We start from the raw sequence: 17,694 nt of genomic DNA on the forward strand, positions 1-17,694 counted from the left end.
ACGCGAGTCTCGGGTGGCGGGAGGAAGGCGCAACCGGTGCGAGACGCCCTGTGCAACACCGACCACGAGCTGCATCGAAACTGATATTGGGAGACACCACATGACCTTTACCATCAAAGCTGCACTGCTTGGCTCGGCCTTTGCGCTGGCCAGCCCGGCATTGGCTGCAGGCACCCATCCGGTGACCGGCGAGAAGCTGGCTGATGACCAGACCTTCACCTATCGCGTGCTGGACGAGCACACCTCGGTTGATCCGCAGATCGTGGAAGACGTGACCGGGTCCGAGATCGTGCGCGATCTGTTTGAAGGCCTTTATAATCAGGACAAAGATGGCAACCTGGTGCCCGGAGTGGCCACGGGGTTCACCACGAACGAAGACAAGACCGTCTACACCTTTACCCTGCGTGACAATGCCAAATGGTCTGATGGCACCCCGGTCACTGCCGGTGATTTCGTCTATGCCTGGCGCCGTCTGGCCGACCCGGCCACCGCGTCCGAGTACCAGTGGTATGTTGAGGTGATGAACCTGAAAAACGCGGGTCCCGTGATGGCAGGTGAGGCGCCGCTGGAAGATCTGGGCGTGAAGGCGATTGATGACCACACGCTGGAAGTGACGCTGGAAAGCTCGCTGCCCTATTTCGCGCTGACCACCACCCACACCTCGACCTTCCCGGCGCCGAAATGGGCAATCGAGAAGCACGGTGCCGACTGGATCAAGCCGGAAAATATCGTGGTGAACGGTGCTTACAAGCTGACCGAACATGTCGCCAATGAACGCTCGGTGCGTGAGCGCAACGAGATGTATTGGGACAATGAAAACACCATCATCGACAAGACTGTTGCCCTGGTGATCAATGATGAAAACGTGGCCCTGACCCGCTATATGGCAGGTGAGCTGGACCGCACCGAGATCCCGGCCGGCCAATATCCGTCCCTGAAGGAATCGAACCCCGATGAGGCCACGGCCTTCCCGCGCCTGTGTTCCTATTATTACACGATCAACGTGTCGGATAACGCGCCGGAATTCCTGAAAGACCAGCGCGTGCGTCAGGCCCTGTCTTACGCGATCAACCGTGACATCATCGTTGATAAGGTGCTGCAAGGTGGCCAGACCCCGGCCTATACCTTCACCCCGGGTGCCACCGCGAAATTCCAGGTGCCTTCGGTGGAATACGCCACCTGGACCCAGTCCGAGCGTAACGCAAAAGCGGCAGAGCTGATGGCCGAAGCTGGCTATGACAAGTCGAACCCGCTGGAACTGACCCTGATCTACAACACCTCGGAAGCCCACAAGAAAGTGGCGATTGCGGTGTCGCAGATGTGGAAACAGGCGCTGGGCGTGAAAGTGTCGCTGGAAAACCAGGAGTGGAAAACCTTCCTGAACACCCGTGGCGAACAGAACTATGAAATCGCTCGTGCCGGCTGGTGTGGGGATTATAACGAAGCCTCGACCTTCCTGGATCTGGTGCAGTCAGGCTCGGGTTACAACGACGCAAAATACAACAACGCCGAGGTGGACGCGTTGTTGAAAGATGCAAAAACCATGGATGATCCGCAGGCCAACTATTCCAAGGTGGAAGAGATCATCGCCGCCGACATGCCGCTGATCCCGATCTATCACTATGCGGGCAGCTTCATGATCAAGCCGGACGTCATTGGCAGCTGGCCGGTGAAGAACGTGGAACAGAACTGGTACTCGAAAGACCTTTACAAGGTGGCCGAGTAACGCTCTGACCAAACGGGGGCATTGCCCGGGGTGATCCCGGGCAGTGCCCCCTCCCTTTGCGGATCAGAGCTTGAACAACCCTTGAGAATCTGACACATGCCCGCGATCTGATGCGCCGGCCCTTTGTAAAACTGCAAAGGAACGCCGTGGCAGGGCGGCAAATCCGCAAATTTCTGGTGAGGCTCCGGGGTGGGACAGCCCTGTGTAATCACTTTTGGGGACAGTTGAGGCCGCGCTTGACCTTCATCAAGGCACGCTGCGCGCCGCTGTTACATGGGGACAGGATGTTTAACTTCATCTTACGCAGGGTCGCCGTCGCGATCCCGACACTGATCATTCTCTTGATCGCCAGTTTCTGGCTGATGCAGACCGCACCGGGCGGCCCGTTCACGTCCGAACGGCCCTTGCCTGCGCAGGTGCTCGCCAATATCGAGGCCAAATATGGGCTCGACCAACCAATCTATGTTCAGCTTTGGGATTATGTCGTGGGCATCGTGACCCAGTTCGACTTTGGCCCGAGCTATAAATACAAGGACCGTTCGGTCAATGATATCATCGCACAGGGGTTCCCGGTCACGCTGACCTACGGGGTGATCTCGTTTGTGCTGGCGATCATTGTCGGCGGCATCCTGGGCATGGCGGCCGCCATTCGGCAAAACAGCTGGCTTGATTATTTCGCCGTGGGGGTGACCATCGGTGCGCAGGTGCTGCCGAACTTCGTGATGGCGCCGATCCTCATTCTGATTTTCACACTCTGGCTGGGATGGCTGCCCGGGGGCGGCTGGAATGGCGGCCAGTGGGAAAACATCATCATGCCGGTGATTGCACTGTCGACCTCATATATGGCGTCGATTGCCCGTCTGACCCGCTCGTCGATGCTTGAGGTGCTGCGGTCGAACTTCATCCGCACCGCCCGTGCCAAGGGGCTGCCGGATCGCACCATCATCTTCCGTCACGCGCTGAAACCGGCGCTGCTTCCGGTGATTTCCTATCTCGGGCCGGCCTTTGTCGGCATGGTCACCGGGTCGTTCATCATTGATGCGATCTTCGGGACCGGCGGCATTGGCTATTTCTACGTCAACTCGGCCTTCAACCGCGATTATGCGGTGATGATGGGCCTGACGATCCTTCTGGGCTCGATGACGATCCTGTTCAACATGGTGGTCGACATCCTCTACGCCTGGATCGACCCGAAAATCCGGCTGTGAGGGTGGAGATATGACAGACAAGCTCGCTCAACCCTTTACGCAGGCCAAGACCGCAGAAATGGCCGAACGGATGGCGCAAGAAGACGTGCAGGGCCGCTCGCCCTGGACCGATGCGCGCCGCCGCTTCATGGCGAACAAGGCGGCGATGACCTCGGTCCTTGTGCTTCTGCTGGTGTTTCTCTTTTCGGTCTTCGGCCATTCGATCAGCGCATTTGACATCGAAACCATCGATTGGGATGTGCTGGGGAATGTGAAAGAGGCCGGACGGCCGTCACTGGAAAACGGCCACTTCTTCGGCTTTGATGAGAACGGTCGTGACCTTTACAACCGCGTGGTCCAAGGCTCGCGCATCTCGCTGGCCGTGGGGGTCGTTGGTGCCTTTGTGGCAGTGATTGTCGGCACGGTTTACGGTGCTACCGCCGGGTTCATCGGCGGACGCACCGACAGCATCATGATGCGCCTCGTCGATATCTTTATGTCGATCCCCTACATGTTTGTGCTGATCCTGCTCTTGGTTGTCGCCGGTCGTTCGATCACCATGATCTTTGTCGGCATCGGCCTGACGGCGTGGCTCGATATGAGCCGCATCGTGCGCGGCCAGACGCTCTCGATCAAGAACCGTGAATTCGTCGAAGCCGCCGTGGCGATTGGCGTTCCCACCTGGCAGATCATTTTCCGCCACATCGTGCCCAACCTGCTGGGGGTTGTGGTGGTCTATGCCACGCTTCTGGTGCCGCAGATGATCCTGACCGAAAGCTTCATCTCGTTCCTGGGTCTTGGCGTGCAAGAGCCGCTGACCTCTTGGGGGGCTCTGATCTCGGAAGGGGTGAAAAGCATGAACTATGGCACGCTTTGGCAGCTGGGTTTCCCGCTGACTTTCTTTGTGATCACCATCTTCTGTTTCTTCTTCATCGGTGACGGTCTGCGCGATGCGCTGGATCCGAAAGATCGCTAAGGGGGCCGCGACATGACACTTCTAGAAGTACGTGACCTGAAGGTCCAGTTTGACACCCCCGATGGCACCGTGACCGCTGTGGACGGGATCAGTTTTGACCTCAACAAAGGCGAGACGCTGGGGGTTGTGGGGGAAAGCGGATCCGGCAAATCGCAGACCGTTTTCGCGATCATGGGGCTTTTGGCTCAAAACGGTCGGGCTTCTGGCTCGGTCAAGCTGGACGGGCAGGAAATCCTGAACCTGCCCACAGCGCAACTTAACAAGATCCGCGCGGAAAAGATCGCAATGATCTTTCAGGATCCGATGACCTGTCTGAACCCGTTCCTGCGGGTTTCTGACCAGATGGCCGAGGTGCTGACCCACCACAAAGGGATCAGCAAACGCGAGGCTGTGAAACAGGCGGTCGACATGCTGGATGCGGTGCGCATTCCCGAGGCGAAAAAACGTGTGACAATGTATCCGCATGAGTTTTCCGGCGGGATGCGCCAACGGGTGATGATCGCCATGTCGCTTCTGTGCAAACCGGACGTGCTGGTGGCGGATGAACCCACAACCGCGCTTGATGTGACCGTGCAGGCACAAATCATGGACCTGCTGGCCGACCTGCAGCGCGACTTCAACATGGCGATCATTCTGATCACCCATGATCTGGGGGTCGTGGCAGGGTCGTGCAAGGAAACGCTGGTCATGTATGGCGGGCAGCAGATGGAATATGGCACCACCGAGGGCCTGTTTGAAATGCCGACCCACCCTTACACGATGGGCCTTCTGCAGGCGGTTCCCCGGCTAGATCTCGAAGGCGCACGTCTGGCTACCATCGCGGGCAGCCCCCCCAACATGATGAACATGCCCAAAGGGTGCCCGTTCTCGCCGCGGTGTGACTTTGCAGATGATCGCTGCGCCGTGGAACGCCCTGCACTGGACGGTGTCGCGGGCCGCAAGGTGCGTCGCCGCGCCTGCCTGAAATCGCTGGAGGACCTGGCATGAAGGACATGAACAGCAAAGACCCGCTCCTTACCGTTCGGGACCTGAAAGTCTGGTTTGATATCAAACGCGAGGGCGCCATGCCCTGGACGCCGTCTGATACGCTGAAGGCCGTGGATGGGGTGGATTTTGACCTGATGCCGGGGGAAACCCTTGGCATCGTTGGTGAAAGTGGGTGCGGCAAGTCGACCCTTGCCCGCGCCATCATGCGGATGGTGCCTGCCGAAGCGGGCACGGTGATGTGGCTGGGTGATGATCTTCTGTCATTGTCCAAACGCGAAATGAACCGCCACCGCAAAGAGATGCAGATGATCTTTCAAGATCCGCTGGCCTCTCTCAATCCACGCATGACGATCGGTCAGATCGTGGCCGAACCGCTCAAAACCCATTTCCCGAACCTGTCCACATCCGAGGTCAAGCAGCGGGTGCGAGAGGTGCTCGACCGGGTCGGCATTCTGCCCAACATGATCAACCGCTACCCGCATGAGTTTTCCGGTGGCCAGTGTCAGCGCATCGGCATCGCCCGCGCGCTGGTGGTGAAACCGCGGATGATCATCTGCGACGAACCGGTTTCGGCGCTGGATGTGTCGATCCAGGCGCAGGTGATCAACCTCCTGATGGACCTGCAGGAAGAAATGGGCCTTTCGCTCATCTTCATCGCCCATGACCTTTCCGTGGTGAAACATATCTCAACCCGCGTCATGGTGCTCTATCTGGGCAATGTGATGGAAGTTAGCGAGGCCGAGCAGCTCTATCGCGCGCCCGGTCACCCCTACACGCAGGCGCTGATCTCGGCGGTGCCGATCCCGGACCCAAAAGCCGAAGCCTCGAAAGAGGTGATGCTGCTGGATGCCGATCTGCCCTCACCACTCAACCCGCCGTCAGGCTGCGTGTTCCGCACCCGCTGCCCGCATGCAAAAGAGATCTGCGGCCAGGAAAAACCGCGCCTTACGGATCGCGGCAATCAACAGCAAGTGGCCTGCCATCTGCTTTGAGCCGCCTGAGAGCACACAATAAAGCCCCCACCTGACCGGTGGGGGCTTTTTCATGTCCCGCGCTTCGCTTGGGATCTGCCTCCGGCGGGGATATTTGTGACAAGAAAAAGACCGTTCTGGCAGCCTCTTTTTCTTGCTTCAAATACCTCGGGGTGAGCCTCGAAGAGGCGAGGGGCAGCGCCCCTTTCTGAATGAGCTCAGCTGGCCCGTCTTTGCCGATGCCGGGTCAGTCAGGCCGGGGCGGCGGGAAACCCGATTTCATTCAGCAGCTCAATCACCCGATCCGTTGACAGCCCCGATACGGCCACCTGACGATTTTCCAAGTCAAAGCTGACCTCAACCCCGTCACCAGCCCCCTCGAGTGCTTTGGTGATCGAGGCTTTGCAATGGCCGCAACTCATGTCGGGGACGTTGAATTTGGTCATGGTTCTGCTCCTACTGGCAGTTCGATAAAGTGAGAGAATTCCGCAATGGGAGTATCAGGTCAAGCTCAGCCTCGCCCTTTGACCTTTTGTCACATCAGCCCATCGTGGCCTGTTGCATACGTGTCGAACATGCACTGCCGTCTTAAGCTGCAGACACTGTTCCGACTGCGGGATACGCGTGGATAAGTCCGCGCTGAGGCCGGATTTTTTGATCTGTCACCACCACATAACGCCTTTTGGTTGATGAAGGTCAAAGCGGTTTTGTGTAGGTCAGTTATGACAAAATCATCCCCGTCACCATGGTGTTGGGCGGGGCAACCGGTTTCTTCAGGAGTGCGCAATGGACGCCCACCCGCTCAACCTGCTTTTCAACCCCCGTTCCGTTGCGGTGTACGGGGCCAGCGTGACCTCAAACTCCGTAGGGGCGCTCACCTATGCCAACCTTCGCGAAGGGGGATTTAAGGGCAGGATTTTCCCGGTAAACCCGAAACATGAGACGCTGGGGGAGGTGCCCTGTTACGCCCGCACAAGCGATCTGCCCGAAGAGGTGGATCTGGCCGTGATTGCCACTCCGGCCCGGGTGGTGCCCAGTATTCTGCGCGATCTTGGTGAAGAAGGGATCAAACATGCGGTTGTCCTGTCCGCGGGCTTTGGCGAAGGGGCGGCGGACAAGATGCAGGGCAAGCGGCTTGAGGCCGAAGCGATTGCCGCCGCGCGGAAATACGGGATCCGTTTCCTGGGGCCGAACTGTGTCGGGCTGACCCGTCCGTGGCTGGGGCTGAACGCGTCTTTCCTGCGCACCCAGGCCCCCGAAGGGCGGCTTGCGCTGGTGTCCCAGTCCGGGGCGCTTCTGTCTGCCATTGCGGATTGGGCCGGCCCGCACCATTCCGGGTTTTCGGCCATGGTCTCTTTGGGCAATTCGATCAATATCGACTTTGGCGATGTGGTGGAGTTTCTGGCGACCGACCCCAAGACCGATGCCATTTTGCTTTATGTCGAAGGGTTGCGGGATGCGCCCGGCTTCCTGTCCGCTGTGCGCCACGCTGCGCGGATGAAACCGGTGATTGTCGTGAAATCGGGCCGCCACGCGGTAAGTGCCGAAGCGGCCCATACCCATACCGGGGCGCTGATTGGGTCGGATGCGGTGTTTGATGCGGCCATCGAACGTGTCGGTGCTGTGCGGGCCGATACGCTGGGTCAGCTTTTTGCCGCCGCCGAAATCCTTGCCAACTCGAAAAAGGCCAGCGGAAAGCGGCTTTGCATTGTGACCAATGGTGGCGGGGCCGGGGTCTTGGCGGCTGACCGCGCGGTGGATCTGGGGCTCGAACTTCCGCCGCTGTCGGACAAGACGAAATCCGCGCTGGATCAGGTGCTGCCCCCGTTCTGGAGCCACGCCAACCCGGTCGATATCTTGGGCGATGCAAGCCCCGAGGCCTATCATGCGGCGGTCAAGGCCGCGATGGCGGATCCGGACAATGATGGCGTTCTCGTGCTCCTGACCCCGCAGGCGATGACCGACCCAACTGCCGTGGCCCATGCGGTGATTGATGCGTTGCCGAAGCGGCGCAAAAAGCCGGTTCTGGCCTGCTGGATGGGCGAAAGCTCGGTGCTGGAGGCACGCAAGCTGCTCAGCGAGAACGGGGTCTCTGATTTCCAGACGCCGGAACGCGCGGTCGAGGGGTTCAGCTATCTGGCTAAACACCATCGCAACCGCAAGCTGGCGCTGGAAATGCCGCGCGCGCTGCCGCCCGAAGCGCAGCCGGATTATGACGGGGCACGGATGATCATCGAAGGCGCCCTGTCCGAGGGGCGCAAGATGCTGTCGGATACGGAGAGCAAGGCGCTTTTGCGCGCGTTCCACGTCCCGGTAAATATCACGATCGAGGCCAGTGATCCGCGCGCCGCATTGGTGGCTGCGGAAACGGTGGGCTTCCCGGTGGCGATGAAAATCAATTCGCCCGATATCACCCACAAGACCGATGTGGGGGGGGTGAAAATCAATATCGCCCATGCGGCCAGCGTGAAACGGGCGTTTCATGAAATAGTCGCCAACGCGCGCAGGGCGCTGCCAGAGGCCGCCATTCACGGTGTCACGGTTGAGCCGATGGCGCAGTTGCGGCAGACCCGTGAGCTGGTGATCGGCGCCAGCCGTGACCCGGTATTTGGGCCAACCATCCTGTTTGGCGCGGGGGGCACCATGGTTGAGGTGATGCGCGACAGCGCGGTGGCGCTTCCTCCGATCAACTCGGTTGTGGCCAACCGTCTGATCAACCGGACCAAAGTGTCCAAGGCGCTGGACCGGTTCCGGGATTACGCCCCGGTGGACCGGGCGGCGGTGGTTGATGTGCTGAAACGCGTCTCGAAGATTGTCAGTGAGCTGCCAGAGGTGCTCTCGCTCGACATCAACCCGCTGATGGCTGGCCCGGATGGGGTGCTGGCTGTGGATGCACGTATCGAGGTGGCCCGCCCGCCGGCCAGTGACGGGATCTATGATCACCTGGCGATCCACCCCTATCCGCGCCACCTGATGCGCCAGACCTATCTGACCGATGGCACGCCGTTGATGATCCGCCCGATCCGCACCGATGATGCGGACCATGTGCAGGAGTTTACCCGCAACCTGTCTGAGGAAGCGCGACTGATGCGTTTCATGGGGCAGGTGAATGAGCTGAGCCCGGAAATGCTGGTGCAATTCACCCAGCTCGACTATCGCCGCGAAATGGCATTGGTCGCCATGGCCGAACTTGACGGGAACGAGGTGCAGGTTGGCGTGGCGCGCTATGTGATCAATCCCGATGGGCGCACCTGCGAATTTGCGGTCGTGGTCTCGGACCGGATCCAGCATCAGGGCCTTGGCACCAAACTGATGAAAGGCTTGTTCCATGCCGCCAGCCAGCATGGGCTGGAAGTGATCGAAGGCTCGGTTTTGAAGAAAAACGAACCGATGCTGCGGTTGATGAAAGAGCTGGGTTTCACCCAGCGCCCCGATCCCGATGACCGTGAACTGGTGATCGTTGAGAGGTGGATCTGACGGTCCGTAAAGGTGCCGTTGCACCGGACAGACCAAAAAGAATGAGGCAGAGGTAAGGGAGGACCAGATGCTGTCAATGATATCACACCCGGAATGCCGGGATCATGACGCGGGGGCGATGCACCCGGAAACCAAGGAACGGCTGGATGCGATCATGAACCAGCTGATCATGTCGGGGATGGATTACGTGATCCGGCACCGGGACGCGCCGCTGGTCACCCGTGAACAGCTCGAACGGGTGCATGCGGCTGAATATCTTGACCGGGTCTATGCGATTGCGCCGGGCGAGGGGATGCAGTCGATCGAAGTGGATGGCGACACGGTGATGAGCCCCGGCACGCTGCGCGCGGCCGAACGCGCCGCCGGGTCGGGGGTGATGGGGGTCGACCTGATCATGTCCGGCGAAGCCAACCCGATCTTCTGCGCCGTGCGCCCGCCCGGGCATCACGCCGAACGCGCCGAGGCGATGGGGTTTTGCCTGTTCAACAATATCGCCGTTGCCGCCGCCCATGCGCTTGAGGCCCACGGGCTTGAACGTGTCGCGATCATCGACTTCGACGTGCACCACGGCAATGGCACCGAGGAGATCTTCAAAGAAGAGCCGCGCGTGCTGTTCTGCTCCAGCTTCCAGCACCCGTTCTATCCGTTTACGGGGCACGAGAAGGAAACCGACAACCTTGTCGATATTCCCCTCTCCGCAGGCGCCGGCAGCACCGAGTTCCGCGAGGCCGTGAGCGACCACTGGTTGCCGCATCTGCATGATTTCAAACCGCAATTGGTGCTGATTTCAGCCGGGTTCGATGCCCATACCGCAGATGACATGTCGTCGGTCAATTTGGTGGATGCAGATTACGAATGGGTGACGCATCGCCTCAAGGAGGTGGCGGATCAACATGCTGACGGGCGGATCCTGTCGATGCTTGAAGGCGGGTATGAACCGGATGTGCTGGCGCGCTCCGTGGTCAAGCATCTGAACGTGTTGCTGGGCTGATCGCCCGGCGCATCCGCCCGAAGGGCGGGACACCAGCAAAGGAAAAGAGGCGCATTATGGCATTCCCGATCTCTCCCGGCGTGTTCCTGCAAGACAACCGTTGCCCGCCCGAATGGCTGGGGAAAGGGGTGGTCCTGTTTGTGGGGCCGTTTGCAAAGGGACCCGTGGGCGTGCCGGTCAGCGTGAAAACCGCGTTTCAGGCAGAGCTGATTTTTGGTGTCGATGACGGCACTTTCGTGACGGCTGCCGCGCTGCGCCAGTTTTTTGAACAGGGCGGGCGCACGGCCAAGGTGCTGCGCGTGGGCATCGGTCACCCAACCCCGGCACATTTGAAAGCCTCAGACAACAGCCGCGTGCAGGTGTTGCCGGCAGAGGATCTTGCTGCGGATCTGATCGCTGGTCAGGTCGGCGCAGTGGCGGAAAAGGGGGGCAGCGGGGGAACGGGCCAATCCGATTTCGACCCCGGCCCGGATCAAATTCTTCCCGGCCAGGCTGGGTGGGAACAGGCTCTGGCCACCCAGATGAAGGCCCCGTGGGGCATGCCTGAAGATGGGCTTTCTGTCCTGCGCGAACTTGCACCCGGACGGGTGGAAATGGTGGCCGCCCCCGTGCTGGCCTTCCTGCCGGCCGCAGACGCCCGTGCGATCTATCGCAAGCTGCATGCGCTTTGTGTTGAGAAAGATATCTTTCTGCTGCTTGATCCCCCGACCTGCGCGGATATTCCCGTGGATCGGTGGTTTGACGGGTTTGGGCTGGGGCGCAGCCAGCATGCGGTTGCACTGGGCAATCTGCTCACAGAAGGTCAGGCCCCCGCGCGGGTCCTGCCCCCCTCCGGGGCCGTGGCGGGCCTGCTTGATCGCGTTGCGCGGCAGCGTGGGGTCTGGGCGCCGGTTACCGGCAAACGCTGCTCTCTGACCGGGATGGGCGTGGCGCCGGGCGGATTGGATCCCCGCGCAGCACGGTGCAATATCAATGTGCTGCGCGATCTGGGAGAAGGCGTGGTTTTGCCTCCTGATGGAGTGTTCAGCCGGGCCGGGCATGACGCGCCACGGCTGCGGGTTCTGAGATTGCTGCGCAAAACCCGGCTGACCCTGCGGGCGGAACTGGTGCGCCTGATGGTTGCACGGGATATCGACAGCCGCCGATCTGAAGCGCGGTTGATTGCCGAGGCGTTGATGACGCAGCTTTGGGCGGATGGCGCCCTGAAAGGGGCCAAACCGTCCGAGGCCTTCCGCGTCTCAACCACGAAACCAGCCCCTGACAGTGACCTGTTTGAACTTTGCGTCGGGCTCGCACTGCAGAGCGCGGGAAAGTTTCACTGGGAGGCCATCAAAGTGGACGCACGGGGAAACTGAACGGCAGTGAGGGAAGCTGAGCGGCTTTGATAGGCATGGATGGGCGCTGATGCGCGGGAAGCGAACTCAGCTGAACCGATCCGGGGTCAGGGTGCGGACGATCTCCTCCGGCAGATCCGGCTGACGCCCCGCAACAAGGTCCGCCAGCAATTGTGACGCGGCAGGGGCGGATTGCATCCCGTATCCCCCTTGTCCGGCACACCAGATAAAGCCCTGATCCGCCGGGGCAGGGCCCAGCACCAGCGACCGATCCGGTGCAAATGTGCGCAACCCTGCCCAATTCGCCAGTATTCGTGTGACAGGTGTCGTGACATGCTCTTCGTAACGGGCAAGGCCCTCGGCCAGAACCATGTCATCCGCCCAGGCATCCTGCGGGGGCAGGGGATCTTCATCCGCGGGTGATACGATCAGCGCGCCCGCATCCGGCTTTGCATACCAGCTTTCCCCGGCTCCCATGAACATCGGCCAGTTGCTTACATCCTGCCCGTCCGGGGCGGGCAGGCGGGCCATGGAGCGGCGATAGGCCTGCAGCCCCACCGGAGCGACCCCGGCCATGTTGGCAATGTCATCCGCCCATGGACCGGCGGCATTGACCAGAATATGCCCGTCATGGCACCCGTTTGTGGTTTCGACCTGCCAGCCATGTGTCAGGCGGGTGATGCCGGTGACCCGCGCCCGTGTTTGGATCTCTCCGTTCTGGCGCAACTCACGGGCAAAGCCGTTCAACAGCAGGTCGGTGTCCAGATCCCACGCTTCGGGGTGATATCCTGCGCCGACAATCAGATCCGTGTTCAGGATCGGGACCAGATTACGGGCATCTTCTTTCGTGATCCGGGGCAGACGCAGTTCTGTCAGGTCGTTTTCAAACAGGCTTTCCTGTCCTTCGAGGGCAAGCACCATCAACCCGCGTGGGGTCAGCACATTTGCCGCCTCGTGATGGGGGCGTGAGGCCTGGCTGAGAAGTTTTACACCTGGCGCGCCGTAATTCTCTTCGAACATTGCCGCAGACCGGCCCGAGGCATGGTAGGCCAGCCCATCTTCCGCTTCGAGCACCAGAACGCGGCCCAATGTGGACAGGCGGGCGCCTGCGGAAATCCCGGCAATGCCGCCGCCGATAATGATAAAATCAAACATGTTCTTCCAAACGATCCGTTGCTGGGGGTGGGGATTGGGTGAGGGCGGACAGACGCGCATAAAGGGCCACGTCCATCGGGTATTTCAGCCCGTCAAGTGAGGGGCGCAGCTGTTCGGCTGAGCGGGCGGAGAGGATGGGGGCAGGGCGCGTCGGGTGGGCTGCGGCCCAGGCCACGGCCAGGGTGGCTGGATGGGTGCCGAGGGTTCTGGCGATCTCGCTCACCCGCTGTGCCGCTTGGTGCATCCAGCCCGGCCCATAACGGATGGCATAATCATCGTCTTCGGTCAGCCGTCCAGCCCCACCTTCGGCATATTTCCCGGTCAAAAGCCCGCCGCCAAGCGGTGAATAGGTCAGCGGCAGGATGCCTTCGGCGGCGCACATCGGCAGGATCTCTACCTCGGCCTGACGTTTGACCAGGGAATACATCGGTTGCAGCGCATCAAGTCTGGTGCCCATGGAATGCGCGATGCACTGGGCTTTCATCGCCTGCCATGCGGCATAGTTTGAGACGGCCAGATAGCGCACCGCCCCCTCCTGCTGCAACTCGGCCAGGGTTGCGATCTGCGCCTCGAGCGGCAGGTTCGGGTTGAACCGATGCAAATAGAGGAGGTCGATCACCTCCTGCCCCAGCCGCCTGCGTGACAGGTCAAATTCTTCGCGCAACGCGGCCAGATTGTCAGGGGTTCGGTAGCCGATCTTGGAGGCGATGATCAGGCGCTCGCGATGGGGTTTGATCAGGGCGCCAAGGATCTTTTCCGATGCGCCGCCAGTGTACAGATGGGCCGTGTCAAAATGGGTGATGCCCGCCCCAAGACAGGCGTCGAACATCGCCGCCGATGCAGCCTCGTCGGCCTTGGCGCCAAATTGCATCGTGCCAAAGGCGCAGCGCCCGGCGGGTGTGCCATCAAGAGAAATCAGCTTGGTCATGGCGCGACACTGCCTTGGAATTGTCGGAAGGGAAAGGGAAAAACCGCCCTCGTGCAAAGACGAGGGCGGCAAGCAGGCCACCGGGCGGGGACAGGTCAGGAAGACATCCGGCGGCCCAACTTGTTTCGAAGGGTCAGTCCCGCAGCAAGGCGGTGTCTGCGTTGTGGCTGTCGTGGCCAGATGTGCAATCCTGACCGGCGGGGGAAAACGCGCTGATCCCTTTCAGGGGCAGGGCGATGGCGATGAGGACGGATAGAAGCAGAGCTTTTTGCATGATGAAGGTCCTGTGTGTGCGTCTGAAACTGATACGCGGCACACAGATGTTTCCGTCTCTGAAACCTTGCGGGATAAACCTGGGACACTTGTTTGCCCGCTTGTTCTGGTCCCCATGCGCATTACGAGCAAAAAACACCCCCGCCGAGGGCGGGGATGTCGAGAGGCCTTATCAGGGGTCAACCGCGACCGAAATCGGATTGGGTGATGACACCGTCCTGATTGCGGTCCTGCCGGGTGAACCATGGCTCCAGCCCTTGCAGGAATTCCTCCCGCGTGACCAGACCGTCGCCATCCAGGTCGGCATTTTGGCGTTCCATCGAACGGGCGGCACCATGTTCACCCATTCCCTGTCCCATTCCAGAGCCATTCCGCTGACCGTTTCCCTGGCCTTTGCCCTGACCATTACCCTGGCCATTGCCTTGGCCATGCCCCATGCCTTTGCCCTGACCTTTGCCTTGACCCTGACCTTTGCCCATCCCCTGCCCAGCAGACAGGCCATGCTCCTGCATGTCCTGCGCGCGGGCCTGATCAAAAGGCTCATATTCCTCGGCGCTGAGGACGCCATCGTCATTGCTGTCAAAAGTGTAGAAAATGTCGCCGCGTCGCTCTCGGGCCTCGTCCAGCGTAACCTGCCCGTCTTCGTTCAGGTCCCACATTTCGATGAAATGGGCACCGGGCTGGTTCTGAGCCATAGCAGGGAGGGCGAGGGCTGCAAGAAAGGCGGCCGTTGCGGTGGTGGTGAGAAAGGCGCGTGTCATGGCAGGTCTCCGTTCATGTCCATATATTCATGATACGGAATGTCGGTGGGTTTCCGTCGCGCCCGGACCAAGAAAAAAGCCCCGCACAGGGCGGGGCTTTCGAGGATCCTGAAACAGGAGATCAGTTTGAGGGGATCTCTGCGTCAATGCCTTCGACGTAGAAGTTCATGCCAGCCAGCGTGCTGTCATCTGCGACCTCGCCATCAGCCAGCCATGCGCTGCCGTCCTGCTTGTTCAGCGGGCCGGTAAAGGCGTGGTATTCGCCCGAGGCGAGCTGGGCAACCAGTGCTTCGGCTTCTGCCTTCACCTCAGCCGGAACCGCATCGGTGATCTCACCAATGCCCACCATGCCAGCGCCAATGCCGTCCCAGGTGGCAACCGACTGCCAGGTGCCATCCATCACGGCTTTGGTGCGGGCGACATAGTAGGGGGCCCAGTTGTCGATGATCGACGAGACACGCGGGAAGGGGGCGTATTCCGCCATATCCGAGGCCTGACCGAAGGTGATCACGTTGCCAGCTTCCTTAGCGGCAGCCTGCGGTGCGGTTGAATCGGTGTGCTGCAGGATCACGTCGGCGCCTTGCTCGATCAGGGCCTTGGCAGCATCCGCTTCCTTGGTCGGATCAAACCAGGTGTAGGCCCAGATGATCTTGAACTGCACATCCGGGTTCACCTTCTTGGCATGGATAAAGGCCGAGTTGATGCCGCGGATCACTTCCGGGATCGGGAAAGAGGCGATGTAGCCAATGGTGTTGGTCTTGGTCATCTTGCCCGCAATGTGGCCCTGAACCGCGCGACCTTCATAGAAGCGGGCCGAGTAGTTCGACACGTTCGGCGCGGTTTTATACCCGGTGGCATGTTCAAATTTCACGTTCGGGAATTTCTGCGCGACGTTGATGGTCGGATCCATGTAGCCAAACGAGGTGGTGAAAATCAGGTCTGCCCCGGCCAGCGCCATCTGGGTGATCGCACGTTCCGCATCCGCCCCTTCCGGCACGCTTTCCTGATAGATGGTCTCAACCTTGTCGCCAAAGGCTTCTTCCACGGCCAGCCGGCCCTGGTTGTGTTCATAGGTCCAGCCGCCGTCACCCACGGGGCCCACGAAAATGAACCCGACTTTGGTCTTGTCTTCGGCTTGCGCCGCGCCCGCCAGTCCCGCGACCAGTGCTGCACCGGCCAGCAGTGATTTCAATGCACGCATATTATTCTCCCTTGGTGGATTGAGCAGTTTTCGATTGGTTTTCTTTGTCCGCCTCCGAGGCGGAATTCGCAAGTTTTTTCTGGATGTTGGTATCGGCCTCAAGAAGCGCCGTGGTGATGATGGCGCTGGGCACGGCAATCACGCCCAGGCCCAGAAACAGCACAAATGTGGTAAAGACCCGTCCGCCCGCGGTGATCGGAACCATGTCGCCATAGCCCACAGTGGTAAAGCTTGCCACCGCCCACCACAGGCTTTGCGGGATCGAGGAAAACACCTCGGGCTGGGCATCATGTTCGAAGATATAGATCCCGACCGAGGCCACATAGAGCATGAGCCCTGCAATGATGCCAAAGATTGCCAGCTCGCCGCGCACTTCCTGAAAGGCGGTGGCCAGCCGCTCCATCGCGTGGCTGCCGCGAAACAGTTTGACAAGCCGCACCAGACGCAGCAGGCGGAAGATCCGCACGGCTTGCCATTGCGGGGTCAGAAGGGCGATGGCGGGCAGAATGGTGAGCAGGTCAACCAGCCCCCAGAAGCTGAAGATATAGCGCAGCCGGGGGCGGGTGCAGGTCACCCGCAGAAGATATTCTGCGGTAAAGATCCCCAGAACCAGCACTTCAAAGCCAAACAGGATGTGACGCAGGGTTTTGGGAAGCCCCGGTTCGGTCTCCAGCGCAATGGCCACGGCGGACAGCAGGATCAGCGCATCCATGCCGCGCGCCACGATCCCCCCGAATGTGGGGTGGCTGCCGTCCAGGATGTCGATGACCTCTTGCCGTTTCACGTGATTGCCTGCGCCTTAATGTGTTGCATGGAAAATCCTGCCGAGGGCCCCCGGTGCGCCGTGATCCCCTTTCATCGAGATCGCCACGAGGACGAGAATTGTGATGACGAAGGGGGAACTGGCCAGCACTTCAACCGGGATCGGCACGCCCGCCGCCTGCAGGTTCAGCTGCAGCACCGAAATGCCGCCAAACAGATAAGCGCCCAGCAGCACCCGCCAGGGGCGCCAGGAGGCAAAGACGACAATCGCCAGCGCGATCCATCCCGCGCCAGCCGTCATCCCATCCACCCATTGCGGCACCCGCACCAGAGAGATATAGGCCCCGCCCATCCCGGCACACGCGCCACCGAAGGCAATCGCCATCAGCCGTACCCGGATAACCTTGTAGCCCAGCGCATGGGCGGCGTCGTGGTTTTCCCCCACACCGCGCAGGATCAGGCCCGCCCGTGTATGGGTCAGCCCATACCAGACCACCGCAATCAGCAGCACGCTGAAATAGACCATCGGGTCATGCCGGAACAGAACCGGACCCAGAACCGGAATATCAGCCAGCAGAGGGATCTCAAATTTCGCCAGCGTCTCGACCTTCATCCCCTCATAGGGTTTGCCAATCAGCGATGACAGTCCAAGGCCAAACAGCGTCAGCCCCAGCCCGGTTGCCACCTGATTTGACAGGAGGTACTGGGTCAGCACGCCAAACAGCATCGACAGGCCCGCCCCGGCCAATGCGGCCGCCAGAAACCCGAGGGCGGGGTTTTCACTGTTGATCGTCACCGCAAAACCCACCACGGCGCCGGTGATCATCATGCCTTCGACACCCAGGTTCAGAACGCCCGCTTTCTCGACCACCGCTTCGCCGATTGCGGCCAGCAGGATCGGGGTCGCCGCCACCATAAGCGAGGCCAGAAGCAGGAGTGGATTGATCTGTGACAGGTCCATGATC

General features: G+C 60.5%; 16 protein-coding genes. 8 read left to right on the top strand and 8 right to left on the bottom strand.

Translation table 11 applies throughout. The annotated features are described in order from the left end of the window. Positions 1-100 precede the first annotated feature (100 nt). The 5 genes from XMD517_RS14045 to oppF all read left to right on the top strand — a co-directional run bounded on the left by XMD517_RS14045 (position 101) and on the right by oppF (position 5,868). Positions 101-1,726: a peptide ABC transporter substrate-binding protein gene (locus tag XMD517_RS14045; RefSeq protein WP_173485206.1), complete on the top strand. Its 1,626-nt coding sequence runs from the start codon at positions 101-103 to the stop codon at positions 1,724-1,726. Positions 1,727-2,010: 284 nt separating this feature from the next. Further along, the gene (gene oppB / locus XMD517_RS14050; protein WP_173485207.1) at positions 2,011-2,934 is read left to right on the top strand and encodes an oligopeptide ABC transporter permease OppB; all 924 of its coding nucleotides are present in this window, start codon (positions 2,011-2,013) and stop codon (positions 2,932-2,934) included. Between the two features lie 10 nt (positions 2,935-2,944). After that, positions 2,945-3,889, top strand: a complete 945-nt coding sequence (locus XMD517_RS14055) for an ABC transporter permease subunit (RefSeq protein WP_173485208.1) — start codon at positions 2,945-2,947, stop codon at positions 3,887-3,889. Between the two features lie 12 nt (positions 3,890-3,901). Then, on the top strand, positions 3,902-4,876 hold the full coding sequence (locus XMD517_RS14060) for an oligopeptide/dipeptide ABC transporter ATP-binding protein (RefSeq protein WP_173485209.1): 975 nt from the start codon (positions 3,902-3,904) through the stop codon (positions 4,874-4,876). Further along, positions 4,873-5,868, top strand: coding sequence for a murein tripeptide/oligopeptide ABC transporter ATP binding protein OppF (gene oppF / locus XMD517_RS14065; protein ID WP_371732366.1), 996 nt, complete (start codon positions 4,873-4,875; stop codon positions 5,866-5,868). Before XMD517_RS14060 ends, oppF begins: the two co-directional genes overlap by 4 nt. A gap of 230 nt (positions 5,869-6,098) precedes the next feature. On the opposite strand, the gene XMD517_RS14070 is transcribed toward oppF, so the two are convergent. Continuing rightward, complete coding sequence (locus XMD517_RS14070) at positions 6,099-6,293, bottom strand: heavy-metal-associated domain-containing protein (RefSeq protein WP_173485210.1); 195 nt, start codon at positions 6,291-6,293, stop codon at positions 6,099-6,101. Between the two features lie 340 nt (positions 6,294-6,633). On the opposite strand from XMD517_RS14070, the gene XMD517_RS14075 reads away from it, so the two are divergent. The 3 genes from XMD517_RS14075 to XMD517_RS14085 all read left to right on the top strand — a co-directional run bounded on the left by XMD517_RS14075 (position 6,634) and on the right by XMD517_RS14085 (position 11,670). Further along, complete coding sequence (locus XMD517_RS14075; RefSeq protein WP_173485211.1) at positions 6,634-9,324, top strand: bifunctional acetate--CoA ligase family protein/GNAT family N-acetyltransferase; 2,691 nt, start codon at positions 6,634-6,636, stop codon at positions 9,322-9,324. A gap of 67 nt (positions 9,325-9,391) precedes the next feature. Then, complete coding sequence (locus XMD517_RS14080) at positions 9,392-10,315, top strand: histone deacetylase family protein (RefSeq protein WP_173485212.1); 924 nt, start codon at positions 9,392-9,394, stop codon at positions 10,313-10,315. A 56-nt stretch (positions 10,316-10,371) separates the two neighbouring features. Next, on the top strand, positions 10,372-11,670 hold the full coding sequence (locus tag XMD517_RS14085) for a hypothetical protein (RefSeq protein ID WP_173485213.1): 1,299 nt from the start codon (positions 10,372-10,374) through the stop codon (positions 11,668-11,670). A 66-nt stretch (positions 11,671-11,736) separates the two neighbouring features. Here the strand turns inward: XMD517_RS14085 and XMD517_RS14090 are convergent, their stop codons facing one another. From XMD517_RS14090 to XMD517_RS14120, 7 genes are all read right to left on the bottom strand, one after another. Further along, the gene (locus XMD517_RS14090; RefSeq protein WP_173485214.1) at positions 11,737-12,804 is read right to left on the bottom strand and encodes an FAD-binding oxidoreductase; all 1,068 of its coding nucleotides are present in this window, start codon (positions 12,802-12,804) and stop codon (positions 11,737-11,739) included. Next, positions 12,797-13,732, bottom strand: a complete 936-nt coding sequence (locus tag XMD517_RS14095) for an aldo/keto reductase (RefSeq protein ID WP_173485215.1) — start codon at positions 13,730-13,732, stop codon at positions 12,797-12,799. The genes XMD517_RS14090 and XMD517_RS14095 overlap by 8 nt, the downstream gene beginning before the upstream one ends. A 133-nt stretch (positions 13,733-13,865) precedes the next feature. After that, positions 13,866-14,006 (bottom strand): hypothetical protein, encoded by a 141-nt coding sequence (locus tag XMD517_RS14100; protein WP_173485216.1) that lies wholly within the window; start codon positions 14,004-14,006, stop codon positions 13,866-13,868. Between the two features lie 178 nt (positions 14,007-14,184). Further along, the gene (locus tag XMD517_RS14105; RefSeq protein ID WP_173485217.1) at positions 14,185-14,766 is read right to left on the bottom strand and encodes a hypothetical protein; all 582 of its coding nucleotides are present in this window, start codon (positions 14,764-14,766) and stop codon (positions 14,185-14,187) included. Between the two features lie 121 nt (positions 14,767-14,887). Further along, positions 14,888-15,967 (bottom strand): BMP family ABC transporter substrate-binding protein, encoded by a 1,080-nt coding sequence (locus XMD517_RS14110; protein ID WP_173485218.1) that lies wholly within the window; start codon positions 15,965-15,967, stop codon positions 14,888-14,890. A gap of 1 nt (position 15,968) precedes the next feature. Further along, on the bottom strand, positions 15,969-16,751 hold the full coding sequence (locus XMD517_RS14115; RefSeq protein ID WP_173485219.1) for an ion transporter: 783 nt from the start codon (positions 16,749-16,751) through the stop codon (positions 15,969-15,971). A 15-nt stretch (positions 16,752-16,766) separates the two neighbouring features. Then, positions 16,767-17,690 carry an ABC transporter permease gene (locus XMD517_RS14120; RefSeq protein ID WP_055188214.1) on the bottom strand — a complete coding sequence of 308 codons (924 nt, stop codon included), beginning with the start codon at positions 17,688-17,690 and terminating at the stop codon, positions 16,767-16,769. Between the last annotated feature and the right edge of the window lie 4 nt (positions 17,691-17,694).

It is taken from the genome of Aliiroseovarius sp. xm-d-517 (genome assembly GCF_013283135.1).
GTDB classification, from domain to species: domain Bacteria; phylum Pseudomonadota; class Alphaproteobacteria; order Rhodobacterales; family Rhodobacteraceae; genus Aliiroseovarius; species Aliiroseovarius crassostreae.

What these genes read in the sequence shown, in the direction of transcription:
- oppB (WP_173485207.1), top strand. Translation starts at nt 2,011, where the DNA reads ATGTTTAACTTCATCTTACGCAGGGTCGCCGTCGCGATCCCGACACTG.
- XMD517_RS14045 (WP_173485206.1), top strand. Translation starts at nt 101, where the DNA reads ATGACCTTTACCATCAAAGCTGCACTGCTTGGCTCGGCCTTTGCGCTG.
- oppF (WP_371732366.1), top strand. Translation starts at nt 4,873, where the DNA reads ATGAAGGACATGAACAGCAAAGACCCGCTCCTTACCGTTCGGGACCTG.
- XMD517_RS14075 (WP_173485211.1), top strand. Translation starts at nt 6,634, where the DNA reads ATGGACGCCCACCCGCTCAACCTGCTTTTCAACCCCCGTTCCGTTGCG.
- XMD517_RS14085 (WP_173485213.1), top strand. Translation starts at nt 10,372, where the DNA reads ATGGCATTCCCGATCTCTCCCGGCGTGTTCCTGCAAGACAACCGTTGC.
- XMD517_RS14105 (WP_173485217.1), bottom strand. Translation starts at nt 14,766, where the DNA reads ATGACACGCGCCTTTCTCACCACCACCGCAACGGCCGCCTTTCTTGCA.
- XMD517_RS14070 (WP_173485210.1), bottom strand. Translation starts at nt 6,293, where the DNA reads ATGACCAAATTCAACGTCCCCGACATGAGTTGCGGCCATTGCAAAGCC.
- XMD517_RS14100 (WP_173485216.1), bottom strand. Translation starts at nt 14,006, where the DNA reads ATGCAAAAAGCTCTGCTTCTATCCGTCCTCATCGCCATCGCCCTGCCC.
- XMD517_RS14120 (WP_055188214.1), bottom strand. Translation starts at nt 17,690, where the DNA reads ATGGACCTGTCACAGATCAATCCACTCCTGCTTCTGGCCTCGCTTATG.
- XMD517_RS14090 (WP_173485214.1), bottom strand. Translation starts at nt 12,804, where the DNA reads ATGTTTGATTTTATCATTATCGGCGGCGGCATTGCCGGGATTTCCGCA.
- XMD517_RS14055 (WP_173485208.1), top strand. Translation starts at nt 2,945, where the DNA reads ATGACAGACAAGCTCGCTCAACCCTTTACGCAGGCCAAGACCGCAGAA.
- XMD517_RS14110 (WP_173485218.1), bottom strand. Translation starts at nt 15,967, where the DNA reads ATGCGTGCATTGAAATCACTGCTGGCCGGTGCAGCACTGGTCGCGGGA.
- XMD517_RS14095 (WP_173485215.1), bottom strand. Translation starts at nt 13,732, where the DNA reads ATGACCAAGCTGATTTCTCTTGATGGCACACCCGCCGGGCGCTGCGCC.
- XMD517_RS14060 (WP_173485209.1), top strand. Translation starts at nt 3,902, where the DNA reads ATGACACTTCTAGAAGTACGTGACCTGAAGGTCCAGTTTGACACCCCC.
- XMD517_RS14080 (WP_173485212.1), top strand. Translation starts at nt 9,392, where the DNA reads ATGCTGTCAATGATATCACACCCGGAATGCCGGGATCATGACGCGGGG.